At 67.7% G+C, this 22746-nt stretch carries 20 protein-coding genes; 12 read left to right on the top strand and 8 right to left on the bottom strand.

Going from position 1 to position 22746, the window contains the following annotated elements; genetic code table 11:
* Positions 1 to 4: 4 nt before the first annotated feature.
* The 3 genes from SJY07_RS25660 to SJY07_RS25670 all read right to left on the bottom strand — a co-directional run bounded on the left by SJY07_RS25660 (position 5) and on the right by SJY07_RS25670 (position 2074).
* Positions 5 to 658, bottom strand: coding sequence for a hypothetical protein (locus tag SJY07_RS25660; RefSeq protein WP_380162763.1), 654 nt, complete (start codon positions 656 to 658; stop codon positions 5 to 7).
* Between the two features lie 179 nt (positions 659 to 837).
* The gene (locus SJY07_RS25665) at positions 838 to 1122 is read right to left on the bottom strand and encodes a hypothetical protein (protein ID WP_380162765.1); all 285 of its coding nucleotides are present in this window, start codon (positions 1120 to 1122) and stop codon (positions 838 to 840) included.
* A 70-nt stretch (positions 1123 to 1192) separates the two neighbouring features.
* Positions 1193 to 2074 carry a MinD/ParA family protein gene (locus SJY07_RS25670; RefSeq protein WP_380162767.1) on the bottom strand — a complete coding sequence of 294 codons (882 nt, stop codon included), beginning with the start codon at positions 2072 to 2074 and terminating at the stop codon, positions 1193 to 1195.
* Positions 2075 to 2936: 862 nt separating this feature from the next.
* Between SJY07_RS25670 and SJY07_RS25675 the strand changes: the two genes are divergently transcribed.
* Positions 2937 to 3473 (top strand): hypothetical protein, encoded by a 537-nt coding sequence (locus SJY07_RS25675; RefSeq protein ID WP_380162769.1) that lies wholly within the window; start codon positions 2937 to 2939, stop codon positions 3471 to 3473.
* Entirely contained in the window at positions 3470 to 4537 is a 1068-nt protein-coding gene (locus SJY07_RS25680) for a M23 family metallopeptidase (RefSeq protein WP_380162771.1), read from the top strand. Before SJY07_RS25675 ends, SJY07_RS25680 begins: the two co-directional genes overlap by 4 nt.
* Before the next feature lie 164 nt (positions 4538 to 4701).
* Here SJY07_RS25680 and SJY07_RS25685 read toward each other — a convergent pair whose 3' ends face one another.
* The gene (locus SJY07_RS25685) at positions 4702 to 6717 is read right to left on the bottom strand and encodes a hypothetical protein (protein WP_380162773.1); all 2016 of its coding nucleotides are present in this window, start codon (positions 6715 to 6717) and stop codon (positions 4702 to 4704) included.
* A gap of 323 nt (positions 6718 to 7040) precedes the next feature.
* On the opposite strand from SJY07_RS25685, the gene SJY07_RS25690 reads away from it, so the two are divergent.
* From SJY07_RS25690 to SJY07_RS25700, 3 genes are all read left to right on the top strand, one after another.
* Positions 7041 to 7817: a helix-turn-helix domain-containing protein gene (locus tag SJY07_RS25690; RefSeq protein WP_380162775.1), complete on the top strand. Its 777-nt coding sequence runs from the start codon at positions 7041 to 7043 to the stop codon at positions 7815 to 7817.
* 139 nt (positions 7818 to 7956) lie between these two features.
* A complete protein-coding gene (locus tag SJY07_RS25695) occupies positions 7957 to 8565 on the top strand; it encodes a hypothetical protein (RefSeq protein WP_380162777.1) in 609 nt (202 codons plus the stop codon).
* Complete coding sequence (locus SJY07_RS25700; RefSeq protein ID WP_380162779.1) at positions 8558 to 9715, top strand: hypothetical protein; 1158 nt, start codon at positions 8558 to 8560, stop codon at positions 9713 to 9715. Before SJY07_RS25695 ends, SJY07_RS25700 begins: the two co-directional genes overlap by 8 nt.
* Positions 9716 to 9766: 51 nt before the next feature.
* Here SJY07_RS25700 and SJY07_RS25705 read toward each other — a convergent pair whose 3' ends face one another.
* Entirely contained in the window at positions 9767 to 10708 is a 942-nt protein-coding gene (locus SJY07_RS25705; protein WP_380162781.1) for a saccharopine dehydrogenase NADP-binding domain-containing protein, read from the bottom strand.
* Between the two features lie 124 nt (positions 10709 to 10832).
* Here SJY07_RS25705 and SJY07_RS25710 point away from each other — a divergent pair, with 124 nt between their 5' ends.
* The 3 genes from SJY07_RS25710 (at position 10833) to SJY07_RS25720 (ending at position 15150) form a co-directional block, all read left to right on the top strand.
* Positions 10833 to 11663, top strand: coding sequence for an SDR family NAD(P)-dependent oxidoreductase (locus SJY07_RS25710; RefSeq protein ID WP_380162783.1), 831 nt, complete (start codon positions 10833 to 10835; stop codon positions 11661 to 11663).
* A 582-nt stretch (positions 11664 to 12245) separates the two neighbouring features.
* Positions 12246 to 14732, top strand: a complete 2487-nt coding sequence (locus SJY07_RS25715; protein ID WP_380162785.1) for a hypothetical protein — start codon at positions 12246 to 12248, stop codon at positions 14730 to 14732.
* A gap of 115 nt (positions 14733 to 14847) precedes the next feature.
* Positions 14848 to 15150: a hypothetical protein gene (locus tag SJY07_RS25720; RefSeq protein ID WP_380162787.1), complete on the top strand. Its 303-nt coding sequence runs from the start codon at positions 14848 to 14850 to the stop codon at positions 15148 to 15150.
* A 4-nt stretch (positions 15151 to 15154) separates the two neighbouring features.
* On the opposite strand, the gene SJY07_RS25725 is transcribed toward SJY07_RS25720, so the two are convergent.
* Both SJY07_RS25725 and SJY07_RS25730 read right to left on the bottom strand, forming a co-directional pair.
* The gene (locus SJY07_RS25725) at positions 15155 to 15892 is read right to left on the bottom strand and encodes a lysophospholipid acyltransferase family protein (protein ID WP_380162789.1); all 738 of its coding nucleotides are present in this window, start codon (positions 15890 to 15892) and stop codon (positions 15155 to 15157) included.
* Positions 15893 to 16024: 132 nt separating this feature from the next.
* Positions 16025 to 17056: a hypothetical protein gene (locus SJY07_RS25730; protein ID WP_380162791.1), complete on the bottom strand. Its 1032-nt coding sequence runs from the start codon at positions 17054 to 17056 to the stop codon at positions 16025 to 16027.
* Positions 17057 to 17260: 204 nt separating this feature from the next.
* On the opposite strand from SJY07_RS25730, the gene SJY07_RS25735 reads away from it, so the two are divergent.
* On the top strand, positions 17261 to 17974 hold the full coding sequence (locus tag SJY07_RS25735) for a ParA family protein (RefSeq protein ID WP_380162793.1): 714 nt from the start codon (positions 17261 to 17263) through the stop codon (positions 17972 to 17974).
* A gap of 428 nt (positions 17975 to 18402) precedes the next feature.
* Positions 18403 to 18648, top strand: coding sequence for a hypothetical protein (locus SJY07_RS25740; protein ID WP_380162795.1), 246 nt, complete (start codon positions 18403 to 18405; stop codon positions 18646 to 18648).
* An 884-nt stretch (positions 18649 to 19532) separates the two neighbouring features.
* Here the strand turns inward: SJY07_RS25740 and SJY07_RS25745 are convergent.
* Positions 19533 to 20495 carry a LysR family transcriptional regulator gene (locus tag SJY07_RS25745; protein WP_380162797.1) on the bottom strand — a complete coding sequence of 321 codons (963 nt, stop codon included), beginning with the start codon at positions 20493 to 20495 and terminating at the stop codon, positions 19533 to 19535.
* 170 nt (positions 20496 to 20665) lie between these two features.
* Between SJY07_RS25745 and SJY07_RS25750 the strand changes: the two genes are divergently transcribed.
* Positions 20666 to 21301, top strand: a complete 636-nt coding sequence (locus SJY07_RS25750; protein WP_380162799.1) for a LysE family translocator — start codon at positions 20666 to 20668, stop codon at positions 21299 to 21301.
* A 36-nt stretch (positions 21302 to 21337) separates the two neighbouring features.
* Positions 21338 to 22708: an ISL3 family transposase gene (locus tag SJY07_RS25755; protein WP_380162801.1), complete on the top strand. Its 1371-nt coding sequence runs from the start codon at positions 21338 to 21340 to the stop codon at positions 22706 to 22708.
* The last annotated feature ends 38 nt before the right edge of the window (positions 22709 to 22746 follow it).

Genomic DNA, 22746 nt, shown 5'->3' on the forward strand with positions numbered 1-22746 from the left:
GGTTCTAGCAGCCTCCGGTGTAGGGCGAGCTCACGGCCTGCAGGTCGCTCACGTCTCGTTCGGACGTCAGGTTCTGGAGATGCCAGGTTCCGTTCTGCGCGACAAGTGTCACTGCGCCCGAGATCGTGGCAGGGACCAACTCCACACCGTCCTGCGTTCCGGTTGCAGCGGCGATGTAGGAAACCACTGCACGGGTCGGCGAGTAGGACTCGATGTAGAACCGTCCACTGCTGAGGTCGGCGGCGGTAGTCACGTTGGCTGGGGCCTGGGAAGCCACCCAGTCCTGCACGAGAGTCGTCGCGTCCTGAGCCAAGACCTGGGTGGCGGTATCGGCCTTGTAGGCCGGCGCCGGGGAGGCGCTGGTCCAGCGGAGCAGGGTGGCCGTGAACGCGGCAGCACCTTCGGCCGTCAGGGGGGCTTGCTCTTGGGCTGAGACAATGGCCCGGTTGAGCTCGACAGCTCCGCCCAGACAGCCGTCAGCGGTCACCTGCGAGACAGACGGACTCGGACTGGCGGCGGACGGGTCAGTGGTGGCGGGAGCGCTGCTGCTCGACACCTCCGGGGAGGCCTCGACGGCTTCGCGTCCACGCGGGGCCATGATCAGGACGGTCGCGGTAACTGCGACCAGAGCCACGATGACCGCGACGAGGACCGTCACCAGGAGACCGCGGCCACGTCCACCGCGGTCTCGGCGACCCCGACCGGGGGTCGTGTCGCCGAAAGGGTGCTGGTCACGGGAGCTGGGCATGGAGAGGCCTTCCAGGTCAGTCGACGAGTCGTCGGAGTGCCTGGGTACCGTCCTTGATCTGCTGCTCATCAGCAAGCCTCGTCCCTAGGTCAGACGTTGAAGACGGCGAGGATGATGCCGACCAGTGCACCGAGGGCGATCAGTGCGCCTAGGGCGATGCCCGCGTGGGCGGTGTCCTTCTTGGCCCCCTCCAGGGCCCCGGGGTGGGAGCTCTGACGGGCCTGGGCGATGCTCACCAGTCCTCGGGCAAGGTAGAAGATTGCGATGAGAATGCCAACGCCCCACAAGCCCGCGGCGATCTTCTGCCACAGCTGGGTGAACTCGGCGCCGAAGATGGTGAAGCTCGGCACGACGTCACCCAGGGGGTTGGTCACGGCCGCGGGGAATGCTTGGACCAACGAGGTGTGCAAGGGTATGAACTCTTCCTCTGGGTAAGGGGGGCAATCAGTTGGGCAGGTGGATGAAGCCGGACTGCTCCGACACGAGGTCCACGTCCAGGTACGCCGCTCCGAGGAGCTCCACCGCCATCGCAGTCGTTCGAGTCCAGGCGCGAGTCGATTCCTCGCTGAGATCGCCGAGCACGATGCCGCCGCCCTTGCGGATCGCGGGATCGAAGGGGACCTCGACGAAGGGGACGTAGAGCTCCTGCAGGCGGGCTTCAATCTGGGTCTGCAGTCCCTTGGTCTCCGGTCCCCCGTCGTGGCTGAGGACGACCATGACGCGCGAGGCGAGCCCATCATTAGCTGAGACCCGCCCCTCGGCATGGTCGATGACGTGGAGGATGTCCTCTGCCCCGTCGAGGCTGTCTTCGTTCACGGTGCAGGGGATGACGACGATGTCGGCGGTGTGCATCGCCGCCTGGTACGCCTCGTGGTACGGGTTGTTCCCGGTGTCGGTGAGGGTAATGCGGGCGAACTGGTCGAGCAGCTTGCGCAACTGCAGGACGTTCTTGGCCGTGAGTTCCGCCCGCGGACCATCGGCAGCCAACACGTCCGCGTGCGAGCTCTGCGGTGCGAAGAAGTCGCTCAGCTTGCCGGCGGTGTCGATCGTCGGTACATCGCGCAGCAGCTGCGAGAACTCGCTACCCACAGGCCCATCGGAGCGACGCGACAGGGTGCCGGCGGCCTCGGAAGCCTCCCACACCGTGACGTAGCCACCCCGGATGTGGCCCAGTATCCCGCCCATCACCAGCGAGGTGGGCGTCTTGCCGACGCCGCCCTTGCGGTTGCTGACGAGCACGTTGACGGCTCGGGGAAAGCGGGCCTCGCGGATCGTTCTGAGGTCGCGCCGGTAGGTGAGTTCCTCCGGTGTGGGTTGGAGTTTCATCAGCCCTCCGGTCCAACGCCCTACCGATCCGCGCCAGCCCCAGCGAGCCGGTGAGGCGTCGACGGACTTCGTAGTCGCCGAGCGTCGCGGAGATTCGTCGGGGACCCGACGAGGGGTAGGTGCGGATACCGGTGCGGACGCTGCAACGGCAACGGCCGTCACTTCCTGGTCTTCCGGTTCAGGGAACGGCGCTGGGTCCGTCGAGATGGGAGGGGTGGGCTGGTATCGACGCGCTCGAGATGCGCCGCTCAGCGCTGCAGTGGAACGAGTTCGGTCGGTCGTCGCCATGGTGGCTCCCGAGGTCAGTGTCACTTTGTGAACCCCACGGTAGCACTGACAGAGCCTAACAACTAGATTGAACGCTCTGATAGAACTATCGACGACCCCGACCGCAAGCGTGTGGAACCCGTTCCTTCAGTGCCGGGGTGCGCGTAGTGACAGGAGCTGTAGTGCATCCCAACGTGTTGACCCTCAAGCAAGCCGCAGCCCTAGCCTCAATGCCCGCCGCGGTGGCGAGGCGCCATGCGGCCTCCGGCCGAATTCCCGGTGTCCGCATCGGTCGACCCTGGCGCTTTTGGCGGCCGTCTGTACTGCTGGCCGTCACTGGCGTTTCTCTGCCGGACAGTGAGTGTGGCGATGTCGCGGAAGTCGTAGATGCGGCCGCTCTTGGTGCTCTCCTGGGCATACCTGAGCAGACTGTCTGCGCACTCATGCGCCAGGGGAAGATTCCTGGACAGAAGGTCGCCGGACGGTGGCGTGCCCACTGGCCCACCATCCGCCACAGGATCAGTGTCGGGGGGCCACTAGTTCCGACCCACTCACCCCAACCACAACCACGGCTTGCGGAACGCGAGGTCGTGGCGTGACATCGCACAGGCTGACAGCACTGGGCGTGTCGGTGGCCAGCGTGTGTGTTGCTCTTCTTGCCACCGCATGCAGCATCGGTGGTAACTCAGGCACGATGACGTCCCAGCCTGAGAACACGCCCAGCTCACCGTCGTCTTCCTCGACCGCACAGCAGGAAAATGACGATGAACTCCAGACGCTGGGGCCGCTGGGTGAGCTGACCAACGCAGACCTTGCCTCGGCCCACGAGCGAGCTATCGATTTTCTGCGCGCCTTCGCCTCGACTGATCGAGAACCCTCGACATGGTGGGCCGGGATTCAGCCGCTCCTGAGCCCCTCGGCAGCTGAGGACTACAGCTACGTGGACCCCGCTGAAGTTCCGACCTTCCAGGTCCAAGTGGATCAGGTTCAAGATTTCCCCGGTGGCTCGTCCGCCCTTGTGCAGGTACAAGTCGCCACGAGCCTTGGGAACTACGTCGTGTCCCTGACGCGGACGAGCGTCACTGACCCGTGGCTGGTCTCTCGCTGCGACCCTCCCGCCGACGCGCAATGAGCGCCAAGACCGTCATCGGTGCCCTCGTCCTAGCCCCCGTCCTCCTCGTGGGTGGATGCGCCACGGTGCTGCTCGTCGGAGCGGCCGGAGGGCAGAACGCCCAAGCCGCTTGCACGAACGGAACCAGCGTAAGCGTGCAGGTCGACGGACTCCCGGAAGCCGTGGCTGGATACAAGGGCGTGCAGCTGCAGAACGCCGCCGCCATCATGAAGGCCGGTGCGGACCAGGGGCTGGACTCCTACGGTCAGACCGTCGGCGTCATGACGTCGATGGGCGAGGCGGGACTACGAGTCCTGGACAACGGAGATGCCGTCGGCCCGGACTCACGGGGGCTCTTTCAACAGCGCGCCAACGGAGCATGGGGTACCTACGCCGACCGCATGAACCCTTACACCTCGGCCAGCAACTTCTTCAAGGCGCTGCAGCAGGTCGCCGGCTGGCGTGAGCTCTCACCCACACAGGCCGCCCACCGCACCCAACGCAACGCCGATCTCAACTACTACGCAAAATATTGGTCCCCTGCGGTTCAGGTCGTCGCCACTCTGAGCGGCAACCCCGGCCTAGTCGAGCAACTCGGTCAGAACACCGGCGACCAACCCTGCGGAGCCCAGAAGGGCGGCGGTTCTGGCAGCGTCGGTACGGGAGCAGTCACCGACGGATGGGCCCGCCCCGCCGAGGGACCGATCACCAGCAAGTTCGGGGCCCGGGCGGCCCCCACCGCCGGTGCGAGCACCTTCCACAAGGGCATCGACTTCGGCGGAGGGTGCGGCAAACCCATCTACGCCGCCGCGGCTGGCCGCGTGATCAACAGCGGCCCGGCCAGAGGGTTCGGGCACTGGATCGTCCTGGAACATGAAGGTGGCTACCGCACCGTGTACGGCCACATGGAGCCGGAGGACCTGCTCGTGAAGGTGGGAGAAAACGTGACTGCCGGTCAGCTCATCAGCCGGATCGGCAACGGCGGCACCAGCACTGGCTGTCACCTCCACTTCGAGGTCCACGACGCCAGAAGTGCTATCGACCCGATCCCGTTCCTGCGTGAGTACTGCCGCTGCATCGACTGACCCGCCCGGAAGACGAATGCCGTCGGCGGCCACGTCTTGGCCCGGACACGAAGGCGTCATCCCCTGCTGCGGTGGGGGAATGACGTAGAAAGACCGCCCACTGCGCCGGTGGCAGGTGGGCGGTCTTCCCTCAGGGCATCGACGGTCTGTCGTCGCCGTACAGGTCAGCCGACGTCGCTGAACTGCTTGCCGTACTCCTGCGCGGACTGCAGGACCCGGCCGGAGGTGATCCGCCAGTTGTCGTCGTCCTTGTTGATTTGGAAGTAGGACTCGGCGAACACCTGACCGGCACCGGGGCCGGCGTGGTCCTGGAAGGTCTCGTGCATCCCGTCGATGAAGGCCGGGGAGTCACCGTCCTTCGCGCTCTCCGCCCACTCCCCGAACTCGATGGGCAGCCCGGCCGTCTTCGCCGCGGCCAGCCAGGTGCCGATGCCCTTCGGGCCGCCACCGCCGTCGCGCATGCCCGCGCGCTCGTCGAACTCAGCCTTCGATGACACCGCCGGGTAGGCGTTGTAGTAGCTGGCGCCGATGAAGTCGATGGACGACTTCACCGCCGCGATCAGGTCCTCGGAGTTGCCGTCGTAGCCGTTGGACTCGTGGTTGAACCGCACGCCCAGCAGGGCCTTGGGGAACTCCTCGGACTGGATAGAGCGAGCGCGGGCGAACGCCTTGGACACGGCGTCCTCCTGCCCGGCCCGGGCGTTCCACCACATCCAGTAGCCGTTCATCTCGTAGCCGTACTCGATGAACAGCTGACCGTCGCGGTCGCCCCACTTCTCCTTCGCGGTCTGGAAGGTGGTGCGCAGGTATTCGTCGTTCTTGCCCGCGGCGGTGTCCTCCCACGAGGACCCCTCGGGGAAGGGCGGCAGAGCCAGGATTAGGGACTTATTCCACTTGTCGGCCCCGAACTGCGAGCCCTCCCCCAGCTGGGAGACGGACCCGCTGGCATCGGCCCACGTCGTAGCGACCTCGGCGGGGACCCCGCGCAGCTTCTCCACCGCGCTCCGCTCGTCGGCATCACCGGAGATGCCTGAGAGCCAGTCACCGGAGGCGACGTCGACCTTGGTCTTGCCGCTGCTGGCTGCGGCCGGGGCATCGGTAGAGCTGTCGGTGGGGGTGTCCGTGGCGTCGTCCTCGCCCTGCTCGTCGTCGCCCTGGTCCTCCCTGACGTTGCTGCCCGTCCCCGAGCCCCGACCCTCACCGCAGTCCAATGCCTGCTCGGCGGCCTTCTTCTGGACCTCCTCGCTGAACGTCGGCGCAGCCGAGGGCCCGTCCTCCAACGGGGCGTTCACAGTGCCGTCGTCAGCGAGGGTGGTGGTGAGCTGGCCCTGCGTCACCACGCAGGTGTCGTCACCGTCCTTGTCTCCCGCGTTGCCTCCCTCGGCGTCGCCTTCGTCGTCGCGGCTGCCGGTGCTCGACGGGCTACCCGTGGCCGTCGCCGACGGGGACCCCGTCGACGAGCTCGAGGGCGACGAGCTCGAGGGCGACGAGCTGCTGGTCGGGGTTGAGGACGGGGATGTGGTCGGCATGTCCGTAGGTGCTGCCGTAGCCGTGTCGTCGTCGCCGGCGTCCTCGTCGTCACCGGACCCGTTTGCGATGGAGTCCTCGTCGCCCGTGATCTTGTCGATGAGGGAGTGCCAGGTCCGGCTCACCCAGGGCTGATCGTCAGGGTTAGCCGCGGCCGGCGCCTGCTGCGGTAGGACCCAGACCGTCGCCACCCCTTCGGTGCTCGCCTTCAACGTGACTTCGGTGGAGTCATTGGCGGCGTCCTGCTCGACGATCCCCCCGCTGGTCTTGGTCTTCGTGCTGGACGTCGCGGTGGGCTCCGTCGTCAAGCTGTCTTCAGCATCGTCCTTCTTGCTGCTGTCGTCGGCGGCCGGAACGACGGTGCCGCCGTCATCGGTCACCGTCTGCGTAGCAACTGCCTTGGCGTCCACGCTGAGCGTGAACTCCTTCGCCTGCACAGTCTCGCGGCCCGAGGTCTCACCGGCCGCCTCGTCGGGGACGTAGACGAACGAGACCTGCACACCGCCACCGGCGAGGCTGGCCAGGGAGTACCGCACCTCCCCGTCGGTGCCAGCAATCGTGGGGTGCAGGACCGCCACCTTCCTGCTGTCGGTGCTGGTCTTGTCGGCGGCCAGGGCCGTCCCGGGGTGGGTCAGCACAAGCAGTCCGGTCATGGCTGCAGCGATAGCGAGACGCCAGGGCCCGGCAGATGTGAGGCGAGGATGGGGCTTTGGAAGCGTGGGGGTCATGAAGTCCTCGGCTGAAGGGAGCACTCGAAAGCTCTGACAGTGCTTACTGGGTGCTCATCATGCGCGCTTTAACTCTGATAGAGCAAGGGGCTCTGGTTGCGATGGCCGTCGAGGGGTTCGCAAGTGATCGAGGGGGTGCGTATGTCAGCATTGGTCGCGCCCGGCGTATGTCCCGCGGCTTGACGAATGCAGCTGCAACAGGGGGCCAGGGGTAGATGCCGCGCAGACGTCGCGAGGAGCCGCCCCCGTTGTCCATCGCCGGCCGGCTGGAGAGCCTGATCGCTTCGGTGGAGCGTACGGGGCGGGGTGCTCTGGACAGTCAACACATCGCCGCCCTGACGCACGAGCTGGGACATCCGCTCACCAGCTCCTACATCTCCCAGCTTCGCCGAGGGAGCCGCACCAATCCCACGATCGACAGCCTTCGAGTGCTGGCCGCGGTTTTCGGGGTGCCCGTCAGCTACTTCTTCCCTCACGACACCGCCCCGGATGATCAGCCCTGGCCGACGCCCGGTGCTGAGACGCGGCCTGGTGCTGGCGGGAGACCAGCGGACTCCAGCGGGCGGTCGAGTTCTCTCGCGACTTCCTTACTTCCGGCAAAGCTTGCGGAACTATTCGAGCGTTCGTCTGTCGCTGAGGGTCGTCCCCTGAGTGTGGAAGAAGTTGCCAAGCGGTGCCAGGCCTCGGGATATGAGGTAACAGAGTGCTATCTGACTGACCTTCTGAATGGAGTCAAGGACAACCCGTCGATTAGGACACTCGAAGGTATTGCCCAAGCCTTCGATGTGCACGTCTCCTTCTTCTTCATGGCGCCAACGAGCTTCGACGCCGATCAGGATGCCGACCAGTCCGACCGGGTCTATAGCGAAGCCATGAAGGATGAAGCGGTGAGGGACATCGCCCGCAGATCCTCAGAACTCGATCCAGCCGGGCGACGTCTCCTGGCAGCAATGCTGCGCGAGCTCAGCGACGTCAAGATCACTCGTAACGAGCCCACCCCTCCCCCAGGTCTGGGTGAAGGGTAGTCACGCGACTACTAACTGTCAGAGAACTAGCCCGAACGGGGCAGGTGGGTGAACCTTCCCGCCATTGGCATGTCCGTGGGTCCTGCAACCGTTGTTACTGTGCACCGGCAATGATCCCGGGCGCTGAGGACATCTCCACGTGAAGCTGCTACCTAGCCGGTTCTCTCGGCGCCGACACGACAGGTCCACGGCAGGTGCCGAACTCACCCCGGAACAGGCTCGTGCTGCGGAGCAGCAGTGTCGTGAGGTTCTGCGCCAGCTCCGCCCTCAGGCGCCCTTCGACAAGAAGACCTTCCTGCAGCATGTCGGTTTCCTGGCCGGTGGCCCCATCTACGACGGCGTCCTCCCCGACAGTTGGGCGCGGATGCTTGCTTCCCAGCAGGGCGCTCACATCAGCGCCCTCACCCTGTCCCAGTACGACGGTTGGGTCGTCTACATCAACCCCTACTCCAACGTGCCGGACGTCCTTAACTTCGGTCATGAAGCTGGCCACGTCCTCTTCGATGCCCCCAGGGGGGACGGAGAACCGCCTTCTGGCGACCGTCTGGTCCTGCCTCCCGTGAACAGCCCCGAGGCCGAACGGCTGTTGGCTCGCTCCTACGCGCGCAACGGCGGCTTCAAGGGCCTGAAGGAGTCACGCGCTGAACGGTTCGGCAGCATGCTGAAGGCGCAGATCGAAGGCCTCGGCGGCCAACCGATCGAGCAGGAGGGAAGCCTGAGCTCGTTGTTCCGGGCCGGCGATGTCTGAGCTCGTGCGGAACGTTCTCCCCTGGATCCTGGTGCCAGGGGTCCTGTTCATTCTGCCGTTCGCCGCTCTACGAGCCCGCTGGGGCAGCCGCAACCCACGCTTCGTCAAGGTCCTGGTCTCAGCGGCGTTGATGATGACGCTGACGGTCCCGGTCATCGGCGGGATCCTCGATGACTGGTTGAGGCTGGTGGGCGTTCACGTTCTCGTCTGCGACAGCATCGCGATCTACATGTCCAGGCAGGCCGCTCTCGGCATCTGGGAGCAAACCTCTACCTCATCCGGCTCAACCAGAAGCAAAGCAATCCTCGATGCCGGTCTGACGACTCTCAGCGTCGGGGGAGTCGCCACCCTCCTCATCTCCTACGTTAGCGCGTATCAGTCCGGCCTGGATCTCATGCGCCTGGACGCATCCAGTCTGCAGCCAGGGCCCCTGACGTTCTGGATCGCTTTCTGCGGCGCGCACGGGACGAACATGGCCATTGCGCTGGGCCGTGCGGTTCAAGCCCGATGGGGGCGCGTGGTCCCAGTCAACCAGCGTGATCGCGCGAGCTTGACGTGGTGGGTCGTGAGTTGTGCGGCGATCTGGGTCTACATCCTCAACTTCCCCATTGCCCTTGCTCTCATCGCGACTGGGCGAGCTGACCACTTCGTCGTGGTCAACACCCAGCTGCTGCAAGCGCTAGCAGGTTTGGTCGGCTGCATCGCCGGAGGGATCTGCGCTGCCACGTGGGCCGACGTGGAGATCCGACTTCAGCACCTACTTCTGCACCCGACCTGGAACTGGTGCACGAAGACCGAGCAGGACGTCGTCCTCTACCCCCTCATGAACGGCCCCGGGGAACGTCTTTCACGGCGTAGAACCGAACTGGCCCTTGCCGCCGATCGGCTTCTGGCGACCACCACCCCCGATGAACGGGCCGCGGTGGCAGAAGCCGTTCGCGCCGGAACGGTACGCCCCCACGAACACTGGGGCCTACTGCTGCACGCTGGTCGCCGCGGCCGGCTCAAAGGTCGCCCGTCCCAGGCGATGTCTCCGAGCGAGCCATTGCCGAAGGGACCGGACTCCCTGTGGTTTCTGCAGTTGGTGGTTTGGCGCAGGAGGCGTTACGAGCGGCTACACACCAAGACGCTGCTGCCGCTTCTCAGCTGACCTACGCCCTCGAGCACCTCCGCTCCCCTGCCCTAGATGGGCAGGGGGAGCTCACGCCGTCAGGACATCACGGAACGAGTCGGCGCCGAGCAGGGCGCCTGGTGTCCAGGCGCCAGGACGTCCAGCTTCCAAAACCCCCAGCACCGTACGGACCGCGATGCGCGCAGTGATCACCAGCGAGTCGCCCAGCTCGAGACTCTCCGCGCGGGTACCGCCCTGCTCATCGGTGAACTCGACGTAGGCGGTCGAACGAGCTTCTTGCCCATCGACCCCAGCTCCAGGCGGTGCCTCCACATAGGCCGCCACATCGTTGGCGCCACTGGCACGCCTGACAGCTTCCACATCCCCCAGAGGTGCTGCCACCAGAGTCCTCAACCGCCCCGTCAGCTGGGTCTGCCACAGGTCCGCGCCGATCGGTGCGTGTACGAGCTCACCGTTGACGTAACGAGTGGACCCGACCTGCATTGCCGCCGCCGCAGACGCCTTCACGCCGGCGCTGGACGCAGAGTTCCACGTCATCAGCACCGAGCGGACGGCGCGGGGAGGCGCAGGGGACTGGGCGGCCATCTGCATCGCCAGGTACTCAGTAGCGACCAGTCCAAGGCCGGCGCCGGTCACCAGCACTACGCCAGCCTCACGCGCTGCAGCGTCACGTCCCAGAAGCGCCTGTACCGCCGGCTGCTCATTGGCGAGGTCCACCAAGGGGACCCGGGCGCGCAGGCATACCTCGATGACGGGCGCGGCCAGCACCATGAACGGGCCGACCGCGTTCACAACCGCGTCCACGCCTGCGACCGCGGCGGCCACCGCCTGCTCGTCCTGCACATCGACTACACGCGTGGCCTCGCCCGGAACGTCCAAGCGTTGCGCGAGCTCACGCACCCGCATGCCGTCACGACCTGCCAAGACCACTTCGACACCGGCCGCGAGCAGTTCCTCGCTCACGCGCTGCCCCGCGCGCCCCGTCGCACCAAGCACCAAGACCTTGGTCACTGCTCACTCCCCCATTGCATCGCTGTCTGTGTTGCATCGCTGTCTGTTGGGCGCTCACCCTGCCAGGTGGATCCGGGGCTGGAGCGCAGCACCTGCCAGCACTACGGCAGTTAGGGTTCCCGGCGTGAGCACACCTGCTGGCCGCCCCACCGCCCTGGTCACCGGCGCCACCGCCGGGCTGGGGGCTAGCTACGCCGCTCACTTGGCAGCGGCAGGCCATGACCTTGTGATCGTGGCTCGAGACCAAGCCCGGCTGCAGGAGACAGCCGAACGGCTGCATGAGCGCCACGGCGTGCAGGTCGAGGTACTGGCCGCTGATCTTGCTCAACGCTCCGACCTCGCAGCGGTGGCAGCCCGCCTCAGCGAGGCCGACCGTCCCGTGGACCTGTTGATCAACAACGCTGGATACGGACTCAAGCAGTCAGTGGCCGTTGGCGACATCGACCTGCTCGAACAGCACTTCGACGTCCTGGCCCGCGCCGTCCTGGTGCTCTCCAACGCCGCCGCGAAGTCAATGGTCGCCCGCGGCCACGGTCACCTTCTCAACGTCAGCTCCATCGCCGGGCTGCTGGCCGGTGGTGGTCACTACGCCGCGCTGAAGGGGTACGTGCTGGCCTTCACGGAGTCCCTGGCCAAGGACCTGCGCGGCACCGGTGTCAGTGCCACCGTCGTCCTTCCCGGCTACGTGCATACCGAGTTCCACGCACGAGCAGGCATGAAGGGAGGCTCTGGTAGATCCCGCGCCTGGCTGAACGCCGACGACGTGGTCGCTGACAGCCTGCGCGACACCTTCTCCGGCCGTCTCGTCAGCGTCCCTTCCCTGCAGTACCGGGGTCTGGCCGCGCTGCTGGAAGTTCTTCCGCGGGGCGTCGTCCGCACCGCGTGGCGGCTTACCTCACGCACCTCACCGTCACGGATTGCGGCTGGAACTGCGCCGGTTGCTCCTACGAACTAGCGGGCGGGTGTACGGCAGCTTCCAACCAGGGCAATAGCTCCTGTAGCGCCTATAGCGCTCTCTCAGAGCGAACCGCGTATGGTGGCCCTGTGCTTGCCGAACCGCTCCGCCGCCCTGTCCCCCAGACAGATCACGCTGCGACACGCCGAGCCCACCTCCCCAGTAGTGACCCCGCTACCGGTTGGATGGGGCCCATGGCGAGCACTCCTGGGCCCAAGCGGCGGCCGCGGACAGGTGAAAGCACTCTGCTGCCCAAGACCCGGGTCCACCCGGATGCCGAGGCAAAGCTGCGCGCTGCAAGCCAGAAGCGCAACGCCTCTCTCGCCCTGCTGACCGATGAGCTCCTACGCCGGGCCATCTGGGACGAAGCGGGTCAACTCGTCGGTCTGCTCCCTGCAGACACCAACGTCCAGCAGGAGATGCCTCTGAAGAGCGCATAACGACGGAGAGCCCCCCGCTTGGCGGCGGGGGGCTCTCCATAAGTCTCGCGGATCGGTTCTCGGCGACCAACCTCGCCGATCCGCTGTCCACAGGTCCCGCATCGCGGGCCCTGCCTTTCTCGTGCCCCTTGGCGGGAGGCTTGTGTCTAGCGTACGACAGCAGTCCGAGATTCGACCACCCGATGCGCGACGTGTCGCGCCGATCGGGGGCGAATCGTCTGGTTCGCGCACCCTGCTGCGGGCCCTGGACGAGCAGCTGTTCACCACCGGTCCCTGGCTGGCCATCGACGCCGCCAACGTCGCGGTCAAGGGCGTCCGTCCCGCGACACTGCCGCAAGCGCTGTCCCTCATCGGCCAGGGCCGGGTCGCCAGCGTGGTCGGCACCCTGCGCGAGGACGTCGTAGGCGTCGACATCGACTCCCCCACCTTCGCCGGCGACATCCTCTCCACCCTCCAGAGCTTCTGCACCGCCCGCGGCCTGTGGCACCTGACGCGCCCCTCCGGCGGTGCAGACGGCCGCGCCCACCTGCTGCTGGTCCCAGCTGTCCACCGCGCCGACTTCGAGGACCTCGTCGAGCGGTTGCGCCGAGAGCTGGGACGCAAGGCCGACCCCCGCACCGGACGTCCCGCCCGTCCGCTGAGCCGAGCCCACCTCGACGTCCGCACCCAGCTGCGCCCCCTGAGCGCCCCGCACCGCTGCAAGCCCACCCCCGCGCTCGACGAAGACGTCCTCGCCGAGGCGCTGGCCTCGCTCCCGGCCCACCTGCAGACGCTCTCCCCGCGTCTGCGCGAGTCCCGCACCGCCTCTGCTGTCAGCTCCTCGGCCAGCTCCCCCGCCGACCGCCGGTCGCCTCGTGCTGCTGCGCGATCGACCGGGCTGCTGGAACCGCTGGTGCCCCTGCCCCGCCCCCGCCGCGACCTGCCTCCCGCGTGGGCGGCCTACCTGCGGGAGGGGCGGTCGGCGGCGACCGCGGCCGGGGTCGACCGCTCCCCCACCACGCGCTCCACCATCGAGTACGACGCCACCCGCCAGCTGGTCCTGGCCGGGTACAACGCCCAGCAGGCATGGGACCTCATCACCACCGCCCACCCCACCGCTTTCGTGAAGGCCCGCAGCAACGGACAGCGCTGGTGGTGGAACGAGTGGAACCGCCGTGTCAGCGAGGCCGACGCCTGGCTGGCCCAGCAACGCTCCGAGCGCACCCACCGCAGCACCGCCGGCAGCACTGCCCACTTGGCCCCGACGAACCTTACGGACGCAGCAGACTCAGCAGACTCCGCAGACCCGGCTGCTGAGGCCTCAGCCAGGGCAGCCCACGAGGCGATCACCCGGGCTCACGTCGAGCTGGAAGCGACGTGGCGGTCCTGGCCCGCGCAGTCGCGGCACACCCTGCGCGAGCTCATGCGCTACGCCCTGGACCGCATGGCCCGCTGCGAGGCGACCGCCGTCGCACTGCCTCAGCGCGACGTCCTGCTCGACACCCCCATCGCCTCCCGCAACACCGTTGCCACCGCACGCGACTTCCTCGCCACCCGAGCAGACCTGCTGCGGATCGAGACCACCCCGCAGCGCGGTGAGAGCGCCGGCACCGGTGACGTCTGGAGCCTCCCCGTCCGGTTCACCCACCCCGCCGAGGACACGTCACCACCCCCACCGGCAAGCAACAGTGGGGGTGTGGGCACCTTTGAGCCAACTCGGGTTCCACCCCCCCACGCCGCTCCCACCCCCTGGAGAGCCGCCCTCCCCCTCCGCCGAGCCCTCGGCCTGCCCCGCGTCCACCTGCTCGAGGCCCTTCACGTTGGCCCGACCTCGCGCTCCGTCCCCGATCTCGCCCATGCCGCTGGCCTGATCAGCACCGCCCTTCCGACCCACGACCAGGAACGGACCGTCCGTGGGCACCTGCAGTACCTCTCCGAACACCACCTGGCCTCCGTCGACGCCCACGGTCACTGGAGTCCCCTCGATGAGGACGACGCCAGCAGCACCGCAGCGGTTCTCGAGCAGCAGGGACGCCGGCAGCAGCTCAGCGTCCGCGCCGTGGTCGAACACGAACGCCACGAGTACCGAGCTCGGTTCGACGCCGATGCCCGTCGCCAGCGGTGGCTGGCGGAGCGCCAGCAGGTCCTCGCCCGCCAGGCCAAGGTCGACCTCAGCCGCCAGAAGGCGTGGTGGAACGAGCTCACCTCCGACGCCCGCCGAGAGCGAACCGTCGCCGCGGCGGCCGTCTTCGCCGTCCTCTCCCCCGCCCAGCAGGCTGCTCGCAAGCGGCAGCTGGCCGTCCGCCGCACGCGGGCCGGTGTTGTCGAGCGCGACCGCTGGACTGCCTGGTGGAACGGCCTGAGCAGCGACCAACGGGAGTGGCGCAGCATCCAGCGGGCCTGGGCCTACCACCGCCTGCCCGAGCACACCCAGGTCGAGCTGGCCGGGGCCTGGGCCGAGCACCGCGCCCGTTGGGACCTGCCCCGACCCCGCCGCGTTCCCGCTGAGCACCACGACCGCAGCGCGCCTGACGTCATCGACCTCCGCGACGGGCGACACGGAGCGGGATCGGTGGCGGATCCCCTCGACGGGGATGTCTTTGCACACCTGCTGGCCCCCGCCGGGGCAGTCGTAGCCGCCAGGCGGTAGACGGCCCTGTCGGGGGACGGAGCCGGTGTTACTACAGCCCCAGCGGAGTAGCGTCCGCCGCGCCGATGATCACCCTGGTCGAACACTTGTGCGAGTCGCCGTTCATGATGATGGGGTGCCGGCACTGCTCTGGGGTCACCCCGATGACTGGTGGGACGGCCACGACTGGGACTACTGGTGGTCCCGCCTCACCCTGGCTGATCGCAGCCGGCTCCTGGAGCTCGGCTGGGGCGATGAACCGGCACCCGTGCTCGGCATCGTCCTGACGTCGCTGCGGGGCGCGGTCTACGAGACCGTCGAGGACTGGGTCCCCACCATCGGCGGGCACTCCTCGGTCCAGCAGCGCACCGTCGCGCACGCCACCGACGAGTTCCTCATCTGGCTCGAGGAGAAGCGGGCTGAACCCGACTGGCTCTGAGCGTTCAGAGGCCGGTGGTCACGACACTCGCTGATCCTGGCTCAGTAGCGTCTCGGCTCACCTCTCGTCGGCGGCTCCTCGAAGAGTCAGCGGAGTAGACATCGACGTACTCCTGACCCGACAGCGCCTGGATGGCCGCTTGGATCTCGTCCGTGATCGCCCGCAGCACCACGGGGTCGTCGTGGCGGCCGCGGTAGTGGGAGAAGTCCAGGGGCTTGCCGACGATCACTCCTACCCGGCGGACGCGTGGCAGCTTGGTGCGTCGGAACAGCGCGTCGGTCCCCACCATCGCCACTGGGATGACAGGGACATCAGAGTCCAGCGCGATGCGCGCTACGCCAGTTCGCCCGCGGTACAGCCGTCCATCGGGTGAGCGCGTGCCCTCGGGGAAGATGCCGAAGAGTCTCCCCTGGCCCAGCGCTTCAACGGCGGCGTCGATGCCGGCCTGAGAGGCACGACCACCGGAACGATCCACCGGGATCATGCCGACTCCGCGGACGAACCCGCCTACCAACCGGCCGCGTAGACCGCGGCCGCTGAAGAGGCTCGCCTTGGCGATGAAGGAGACCTGGCGAGGCAGGACCACGGGGAGGAAGACCGGATCCATCATCGACAGGTGGTTGGCGGCCACGAACGCCGGTCCTTGCCCTGGGATGTTCTCCAGCCCACTGACCCGCGGTCGGTACAGCAGCCGGCACACGGGGCCGACGAGCATGTTCGTCATGAGCCGGTACAGCTGCACGCCCTACTCCCCCTGTCGGTTGGCCTGGTCGGGCGGGCCGGACCGCCGGGTCGAGTCGTGAGGGTCGCACATTCCCCAGTCGTCAGTGATGGCTCGCCTGGTCGTCACTGACGGCTTGGCTGGGGTTGAGAGTCAGCCCTGGTCCCGTTCCCGTGCCCGCTCCTGACGTGCATGATCCAGCTGCGCCCGCAGCTCTGCTGAGCGCTCTCGCTCGACCTCCAGGACCTGCTCACGCGCTTCTACGCGTGCCTCCAGGACCGAACGCACGGCGGTCACCGCAGCCTCCTGCCGCTGCGCTGCCTGCGCTTCGAGCCGATCAAGCGCCGCGGTGTACTCACGCTGCGCCGCCTCCGCTGCCTGGGCCGCACTGCGTGCCGCCGCCTCCCGTTGTGCCCGCTCGGCCGCGAGGTCATGCTGCACCCCGATCAGCTCCCCCCGCAGGGAAGCGACCTCGCCCTGGTTGGCCTCCCGCAAGACCCGCTGCTCCTCAGCCGACTGGGCCGTGACCCGCGCCACCGCAGCCTCTTGACGCGCGGCGGCTTCCGTCTGGAGAGCCTGCAGATCCTCGATGTGCTGCTGACGTGTGCTCTCAGCCTCCCCGGCCATCCGTTCAATCTGCCCACTCAGCTGTTCCGAGTGCTCAACAGCTGCAGCCAGCTCCGCTTCCTTCTCGGCCAGCTGAGCCTGCACCCGCTCCAGCTCCCGCCCGGCAGCGTCTGCCGCTTCCGTCGCCTCCTCGCTGTCCGCCCGCGCGGCTGCGCCTTCGCGTCGGGCCCGCGCCGCGTCCTGCTGAGCATCCGTCAGCATTGCCTGCGCCTCGGCGACCTGGCGCGCGGCTTCTGCACGTGTGGCCGCCAACGCCTCGTCCACGGCTTCGGGGTCGGTCAGCAGCTCCAACGCCAGCTCAACCTGCTCCACCTGGCTCGCAAGCTGCACCTGACCACCGGCAAGGACGGCCTTGATCGCGTCGACCGCTGCGGCCAGGCCCGCCACGGCGAGCTCGGGGTGGACGGGTACGGCTGCAGCCATCGGGCCCGCCGGGGAGGTACCCGCGGCGCGCCGGTCGGCGGCTCGCTTCTCTCGCCACGCCCGGGCCCGCGCCGCATCGTCCTCGTGAACCTTCACGCGCCCACCTGTTGCTGGCCGCTCCCCGATGTCTGCCATGGCTACATCCTACATCAAATAACGTACGAACGAACGAACGCAAACGAACGAACGTACGTCTACACAACAACGTTACTCATAAGAACGTAACAACTGTGAGATGGGACCAGGAACGTTATTACTAACAACTAGGTAGTAAGAAATGGAAACGATCTACGTAACTACGTTGTTGTGAAGAACGTTCACAGTTGCTACGATCCTCATATGCCGAAGATCATCACCGTGGCCGCACGTAAGGGGGGCGTGGGCAAGACCACGCTGGCCTACGAGCTCGCCTACCTGCTGGACGCGCCGCTGGTCGACCTGGAGTTCGACGACGGCTCCGCTACCCGCATCTGGGGATACCGCCACGAGGCGCGCACCCGTGCACCCCTGCTCGACGCCATCGAGCGGGGAACCGTCCCGCGCGTCCTCAAAGGTCACCGCAAGCCTGACCTGGTCCCGTGCCATCCCGACTTCCAGCTCAACCAGCCGGACGCGGACAGCATGGCCACCATCCTGGAGACCTGGGCGGAGCAGTGGGGGCGTGACTTCGTCGTCGTCGACACCCACGGAGGCGGATCACCGTCAGGGGACGGCGCCATCGCGGCCGCCAGTCATGTCATCGTGCCCGTGCCGCTGCGCACGAAGGACCTCAACGCCACCGAGAGCATGGTTCGTGAGATGCCTGACTTCCCGCTGATCCTCGCCCCCAGCATGGTCCCGCGCGTTCCGCCGGCTGCGGAGATCCAGCGCATCCGCAACATCATCAAGGACACCCCGGTCACCGTGGCGCGGCCGATCCCCTACGTGCGGGGCATCGAGACCCGCAAGAAGCGGATCGCGTTGACCTCCGAGCAGCCCATCCCCAAGGCTTACACCGCCTTCGCTGACGCCTTGCACGCCTTGGCTGACTCCCTGAAGGGAGAGAACCTGTGAACGGTCTCGACGACCTGGCGGCCCAGCGCGACGCCGCCAAGCGGCCCACACGAGCCAAGCGGACCATGCCGCCCGCCCGTCACCCACGCCCAGCGGCCACACCAGAGACCCCCACAGCCCTGGGAACACCCGCCGAATCGGCGAACCCCGTCCATACCGCCGCGCCCGAGGTGGCTATCCCTCCTGCGGTCGACAAGGCCGCGGAAGCCGCATCCGCTGCGCGCACCCCTCAGGGCGACGTCGCAGCCATCCCCGCTCCTCTGAGCAGCCCGTCCTCGAGCACGACGGCACCAGCAGAGACCGGCGAGCGGGGGAGCTCCCGCCCCAACAGCGCGGCGGCACAGCGCACCGCGGCACCCACTACGCCCGCCCCCACCCCCGCGCGTGAGCAGGTGCGGCCTCCGGTAGCGGCCCCCTCGACGGCGGCCATGCCCACCACCCGGGTCAAGCCGGTGACGATCAGCCTCGATGAGGACGACATCGACTGGCTCGACGGGCTGCGCATCCTCGGAATGCAGAGCAGGCCGAAGGTCGACATCGGCCGCAGCGCCCTGGTGCGTCTCGCTCTACTGCGTCTGCGCGAGCAGATGAGCCAAGACGAGATTCGGGCCCACCTCCTCGAGCGCTCCGCGCAGGCCCAGGCCAGCGGCGCTACCGGCCGCCGGCGTTTGTAGCTCAACAGGGTTGTTCATAAGAACGTTATTAGGCGAGGAGCCGTCAAGACTGCGACTTCAGCGTCAACGAAGCAGACAGGAAGGAGCAGACAGGAAGGACCGAATGTGATCAAGACGCGCTGGACGCGAGCAGTCAAGCTCTACGCCCTCACCGCAGGCATCTGGGCGGTTGCGGCCGTAGTGGCTTGGTGGAGCTGCATCTTCAAGGGAAGCGGGCTCTCCCAGCCGATTACGTGGAGTGCGCTGACAGTGGCGATGGGCGCTCTGGCGGTAAGGCACAGAGATCCTCGTAATGAGGGGGCAGCATGAACTTCCGGGGCGCCAGCGCCACCATCCGACCCGTACTGCAACACGTCGCAGACCAAGGGTTCACCGTCGAGCACGCCTCCGGATCCGGACACTGGAAAGTTAGCGACCCCATCACTGGAGCCTTTCTCTGCGCCCTGCCCCACACCCCGTCCTCACGCCAGGCCGCCGCCCGCGCGAACTCCGTCCTGCGACGGGCCGCCGTGGCACCCCTGTCTCGACACGGCAAAAACCCGGGCCCCCCGAGATGACCACGCGGCCTCAACTGCGTCGCCTCCCAAAAGGACGCGACCGCCCTGCGCTCGGACGCGGGCACAGAACAGCAAACTCGTGGCGAGCAGTGTGCTGGTGCGGGTGGCAGGCCGAGGCAGCCTGCACGGAGATGCAGACCGCCTACGGCGCAGGCGAGCAGCATGTCGCCGATCAGGCCCCTGTCTGTGATGAGACCGAGGCCTGGATCAGGTGCGAGACCGCGTTCCGTTGAGGGCAGGCGCGCCACCGGTACCGGACAGCGCCGGTCTCAATCCGGCTCTTCGGATCTGCGGGTGGCAAGTTCTACCTTGTCCCCGTGCTCGTGGTCAGTGCAGGGCAGACAGCAGGGTTTCTCGGAGCAGGGCGATGGCGGGGTCGTCGTCCTGGTTGCTCCGGTGGGCGACGCTGACGATGCGGGTGGGGGCGTCGGGCAGGGCGAGGGTGGTCAGCTCCTCGTGCAGGGGTGGTCGACCCATCCGGGGGACGAGAGCCAGCGCGAGACCGTGCCGGGCGAGCTCCAGGTGGAGGGTGAAGTCGGGGACCTCGGCGACGATGTCGGGTCGTCGGCCCTCTCGGGCGAACATGTGCAGCAGCCAGTCGTGGCAGACCGTTCCCGTTCCGGTGGAAACCCAGCCGCGTGCGGTCAACTGCTTCACGTCGACGGTGTCGACGGGGGTGTCGCCGGCAGGGTGGTCCTGGTCGGCACCCGGGGTGGTTCCTGCGAGCGGGTCGTCGCGGCGGCAGATGACGTCGGCGGGGTCGTGGTGGGCGCCGGTGAGGGTGAGCTCGGGATGAACTGGGGCGGACTGGCCCTGCCAGTGGTGCACGAGGGCGATGTCGACAGCGCCGCCGGTCAGGGCGGGCAGGGCTCGGTCGGGGTCCATCTCGATCAGCGACCAGGTCAAGTCCGGCTGCTCGTGGCGCAGGCGTGCGAGGACGGCCACGACGTGTGCGCGCAGGGCGGTGGCGAACGCGGCGATGCGCACGTGTCCGACAACCTGCGCTGGCCGGTGCGGGTCGCCCTCACCGGAGCCGGAGCCGGAGCCGGTGAGAACGTGAGCCAGCTGGTCGGCCAAGGGCAGCGCGGCCTCCAGCAGGGCGTGAGCTGCAGGAGTCAGCACGACGCGGCGGCCACTGGGAAGGGTCAGGACGCGACCGCTCGCCCGTTCCAGACGCTTGATCTGCTGGCTGAGGGCGGAAGGGCTCAGGTGCAGGACACCGGCCGCGGCGGTGACGGTGCCGTGGACATGCACCGCCTGCAGTGCGCGCAGGCACGCCAGCTCGTCCATGACCGTCCTCCGTGCTGTTCTGCTTCACGCTTCCACCCGTCATTGTGCGATGGACCGTCAAGGTCGTGGTGTACGAGGCTGCACCCAGCCCGCCTGTGTGGGCCAGCCGGCAGCCGGCAGCCGGGTCACGGGTGCCGGCCGGATAGTTCGACAGTGGTGGGGAGTGCGTCGTGGTGTCGTGGGCAGCTGCGGGAGGGGTGGTCATCCTCGCTCTGGGCATGGTCCTGACTCCGGGTCCGAACATGGTGTACCTGACTTCACGGTCCATCGCGCAGGGCCGGCGGGCTGGTCTGATCTCCCTGACGGGTGTCGCGACAGGGTTCGTGATCTACCTCGGCGCGGCTTCATCAGGGTTGTCGGCGGTGTTCGCCGCGGTGCCGGCGGCCTTCGACGTGGTCAAGGTCGCGGGTGCCTGCTACCTGCTCTACCTGGCCTGGGGGATGTTGCGTCCTGGCGGTGGGTCGCCGTTCGCCCCTGCCCGACTGGCTCCGCACTCCGGGCGGCGTTTGTTCCTCATGGGGCTGACGACGAACCTGCTCAATCCCAAGATCGCACTGATGTACGCGGCGCTGCTTCCGCAGTTCATCACCGCCGGCACGGGGCCGACGTGGCAGCAGTTCCTGCAGTTGGGGGCGGTGCAGATCATCGTGGCGGTCACCGTCAACGGCGCCATCGTGCTGGGCGCAGCCGGTATCTCCAGTTGGTTGCAGGCGCGCCCGCGTGCGATGCAGGTGCAGCGGGTGGTGGCGGGCAGCGTCCTGGCGGTGTTCGCGGTCAAGATGGTCGCCACCTCGACACCGCGCTGATCTCACGACGGGGAACTGCACGGTGGGACCACGCCGATGACGGCACCCGTAGATCGCCGCGGGGACGACCTCCTCGGCTTGGACGGCATCCACCTAGTAAGCGTCGAACGCTGCGATCCCGCCGCAGCGGCGGACCAGTCACGCGGACTACTGCGTCTCACCGTCGAAACTTCTCGGCCTTCGGTAGTTGCCTGCGCCCGCTGTGGTGTCATCGCCACCGACCACGGTCGTCGTGAGCATCGACTGGCCGATGCGCCCTGCTTCGGAACTCCGGTCCAGCTCATCTGGCGCAAGCGACGTTGGCGCTGCCGTGAACCACGCTGTCCGACCGGCGTCTGGTCCGAGGAACACCCCTCTCTACCGGTCCGGGCAAAGCTCACCACCCGGGCCGTGGCCTGGGCGATCCAGACGCTGCGCTGGGACGACTCCACCGTTTCCGCCCTGGCCCGCCAGCTGGGCTGGGGGCACCTCCCGCTTGCGGGGGAGGACTGGCACACCTTGATGAACGCGATCCGCGCCCAGGCCCGTGAGCACCTCGACGACGAACCGGCTGGCACTGCGCGGTTGGCTGGGGTCGACACCCTTGGCGTCGATGAGCACATTTGGCGCCCCTCGGCCCGCCACCGCGACCGGGCCGTCACCTCTATCGTCGACCTCACCCGCGACGCACACGGCCACGTCCACGCCCGCCTGCTCGACGTCACCCTCGGCCGCTCCGGTCCCGTCTACGCAACCTGGATCCGTCAGCAGACCCGCGAGTTCATCGACGGCATCACCCACGCCTCGCTAGACCCGTTCCGCGGCTACGCCAACGCCATCCGCAGCGAACTACCCGACGACACCGTGACCGTCCTGGACGCCTTCCACGTGGTGAAGCTTGCCTCCACCGCGATGGATGAGGTCCGCCGCCGCGTTCAGCAGGCCACCCTCGGGCGGCGTGGGCACAAGAACGACCCGCTCTACCGCATCCGGCGGTTGCTGATCACGGCCAGGGAGAACCTCACCGACCGCGGACGGGCCCGCCTCGAGGCCGCGTTGCAGGCGGGCGACCCCGGTCTGGAAGTCACCGTCGCTTGGCACGCCTACCAGGACCTGCGCTCGATGTTCCACGCCTCCACTCCGGGCGCTGGTCGGGCCATCGCTGAGCGAGTGCTCGACTCCTTCCACCGCTGCCCGATCCCGGAGGTCGCGCGACTGGGACGGACGCTACGGTCCTGGCGGGCGGAGGTGCTGGCCTACTTTGACACCGGCGGCATCAGCAACGGCGGCACCGAGGCCATCAACCTCATCATCGAGAAGACCCGGCGCCTGGCGCATGGGTTCCGCAACTTCGACAATTATCGAATCCGTATCCTGCTCGCTGCCGACGGCACCCGGCCCTGGCGACGACGACGCGGGTCAGGGTGAGCTACCCACCTTCAGATCCGAAGAGCCTTCCGGGCTCT

This window comes from Kineococcus sp. R86509 (assembly GCF_042466365.1).
In the GTDB taxonomy this organism is placed as follows: domain Bacteria; phylum Actinomycetota; class Actinomycetes; order Actinomycetales; family Kineococcaceae; genus Kineococcus.

Excerpts from the sequence above, each read along its gene's own strand:
- SJY07_RS25755 (WP_380162801.1), top strand. The coding sequence starts at position 21,338 with ATGACGGCACCCGTAGATCGCCGCGGGGACGACCTCCTCGGCTTGGAC.
- SJY07_RS25745 (WP_380162797.1), bottom strand. The coding sequence starts at position 20,495 with ATGGACGAGCTGGCGTGCCTGCGCGCACTGCAGGCGGTGCATGTCCAC.
- SJY07_RS25735 (WP_380162793.1), top strand. The coding sequence starts at position 17,261 with ATGCCGAAGATCATCACCGTGGCCGCACGTAAGGGGGGCGTGGGCAAG.
- SJY07_RS25680 (WP_380162771.1), top strand. The coding sequence starts at position 3,470 with ATGAGCGCCAAGACCGTCATCGGTGCCCTCGTCCTAGCCCCCGTCCTC.
- SJY07_RS25685 (WP_380162773.1), bottom strand. The coding sequence starts at position 6,717 with ATGACCGGACTGCTTGTGCTGACCCACCCCGGGACGGCCCTGGCCGCC.
- SJY07_RS25730 (WP_380162791.1), bottom strand. The coding sequence starts at position 17,056 with ATGGCAGACATCGGGGAGCGGCCAGCAACAGGTGGGCGCGTGAAGGTT.
- SJY07_RS25700 (WP_380162779.1), top strand. The coding sequence starts at position 8,558 with ATGTCTGAGCTCGTGCGGAACGTTCTCCCCTGGATCCTGGTGCCAGGG.
- SJY07_RS25670 (WP_380162767.1), bottom strand. The coding sequence starts at position 2,074 with ATGAAACTCCAACCCACACCGGAGGAACTCACCTACCGGCGCGACCTC.
- SJY07_RS25740 (WP_380162795.1), top strand. The coding sequence starts at position 18,403 with ATGCCCACCACCCGGGTCAAGCCGGTGACGATCAGCCTCGATGAGGAC.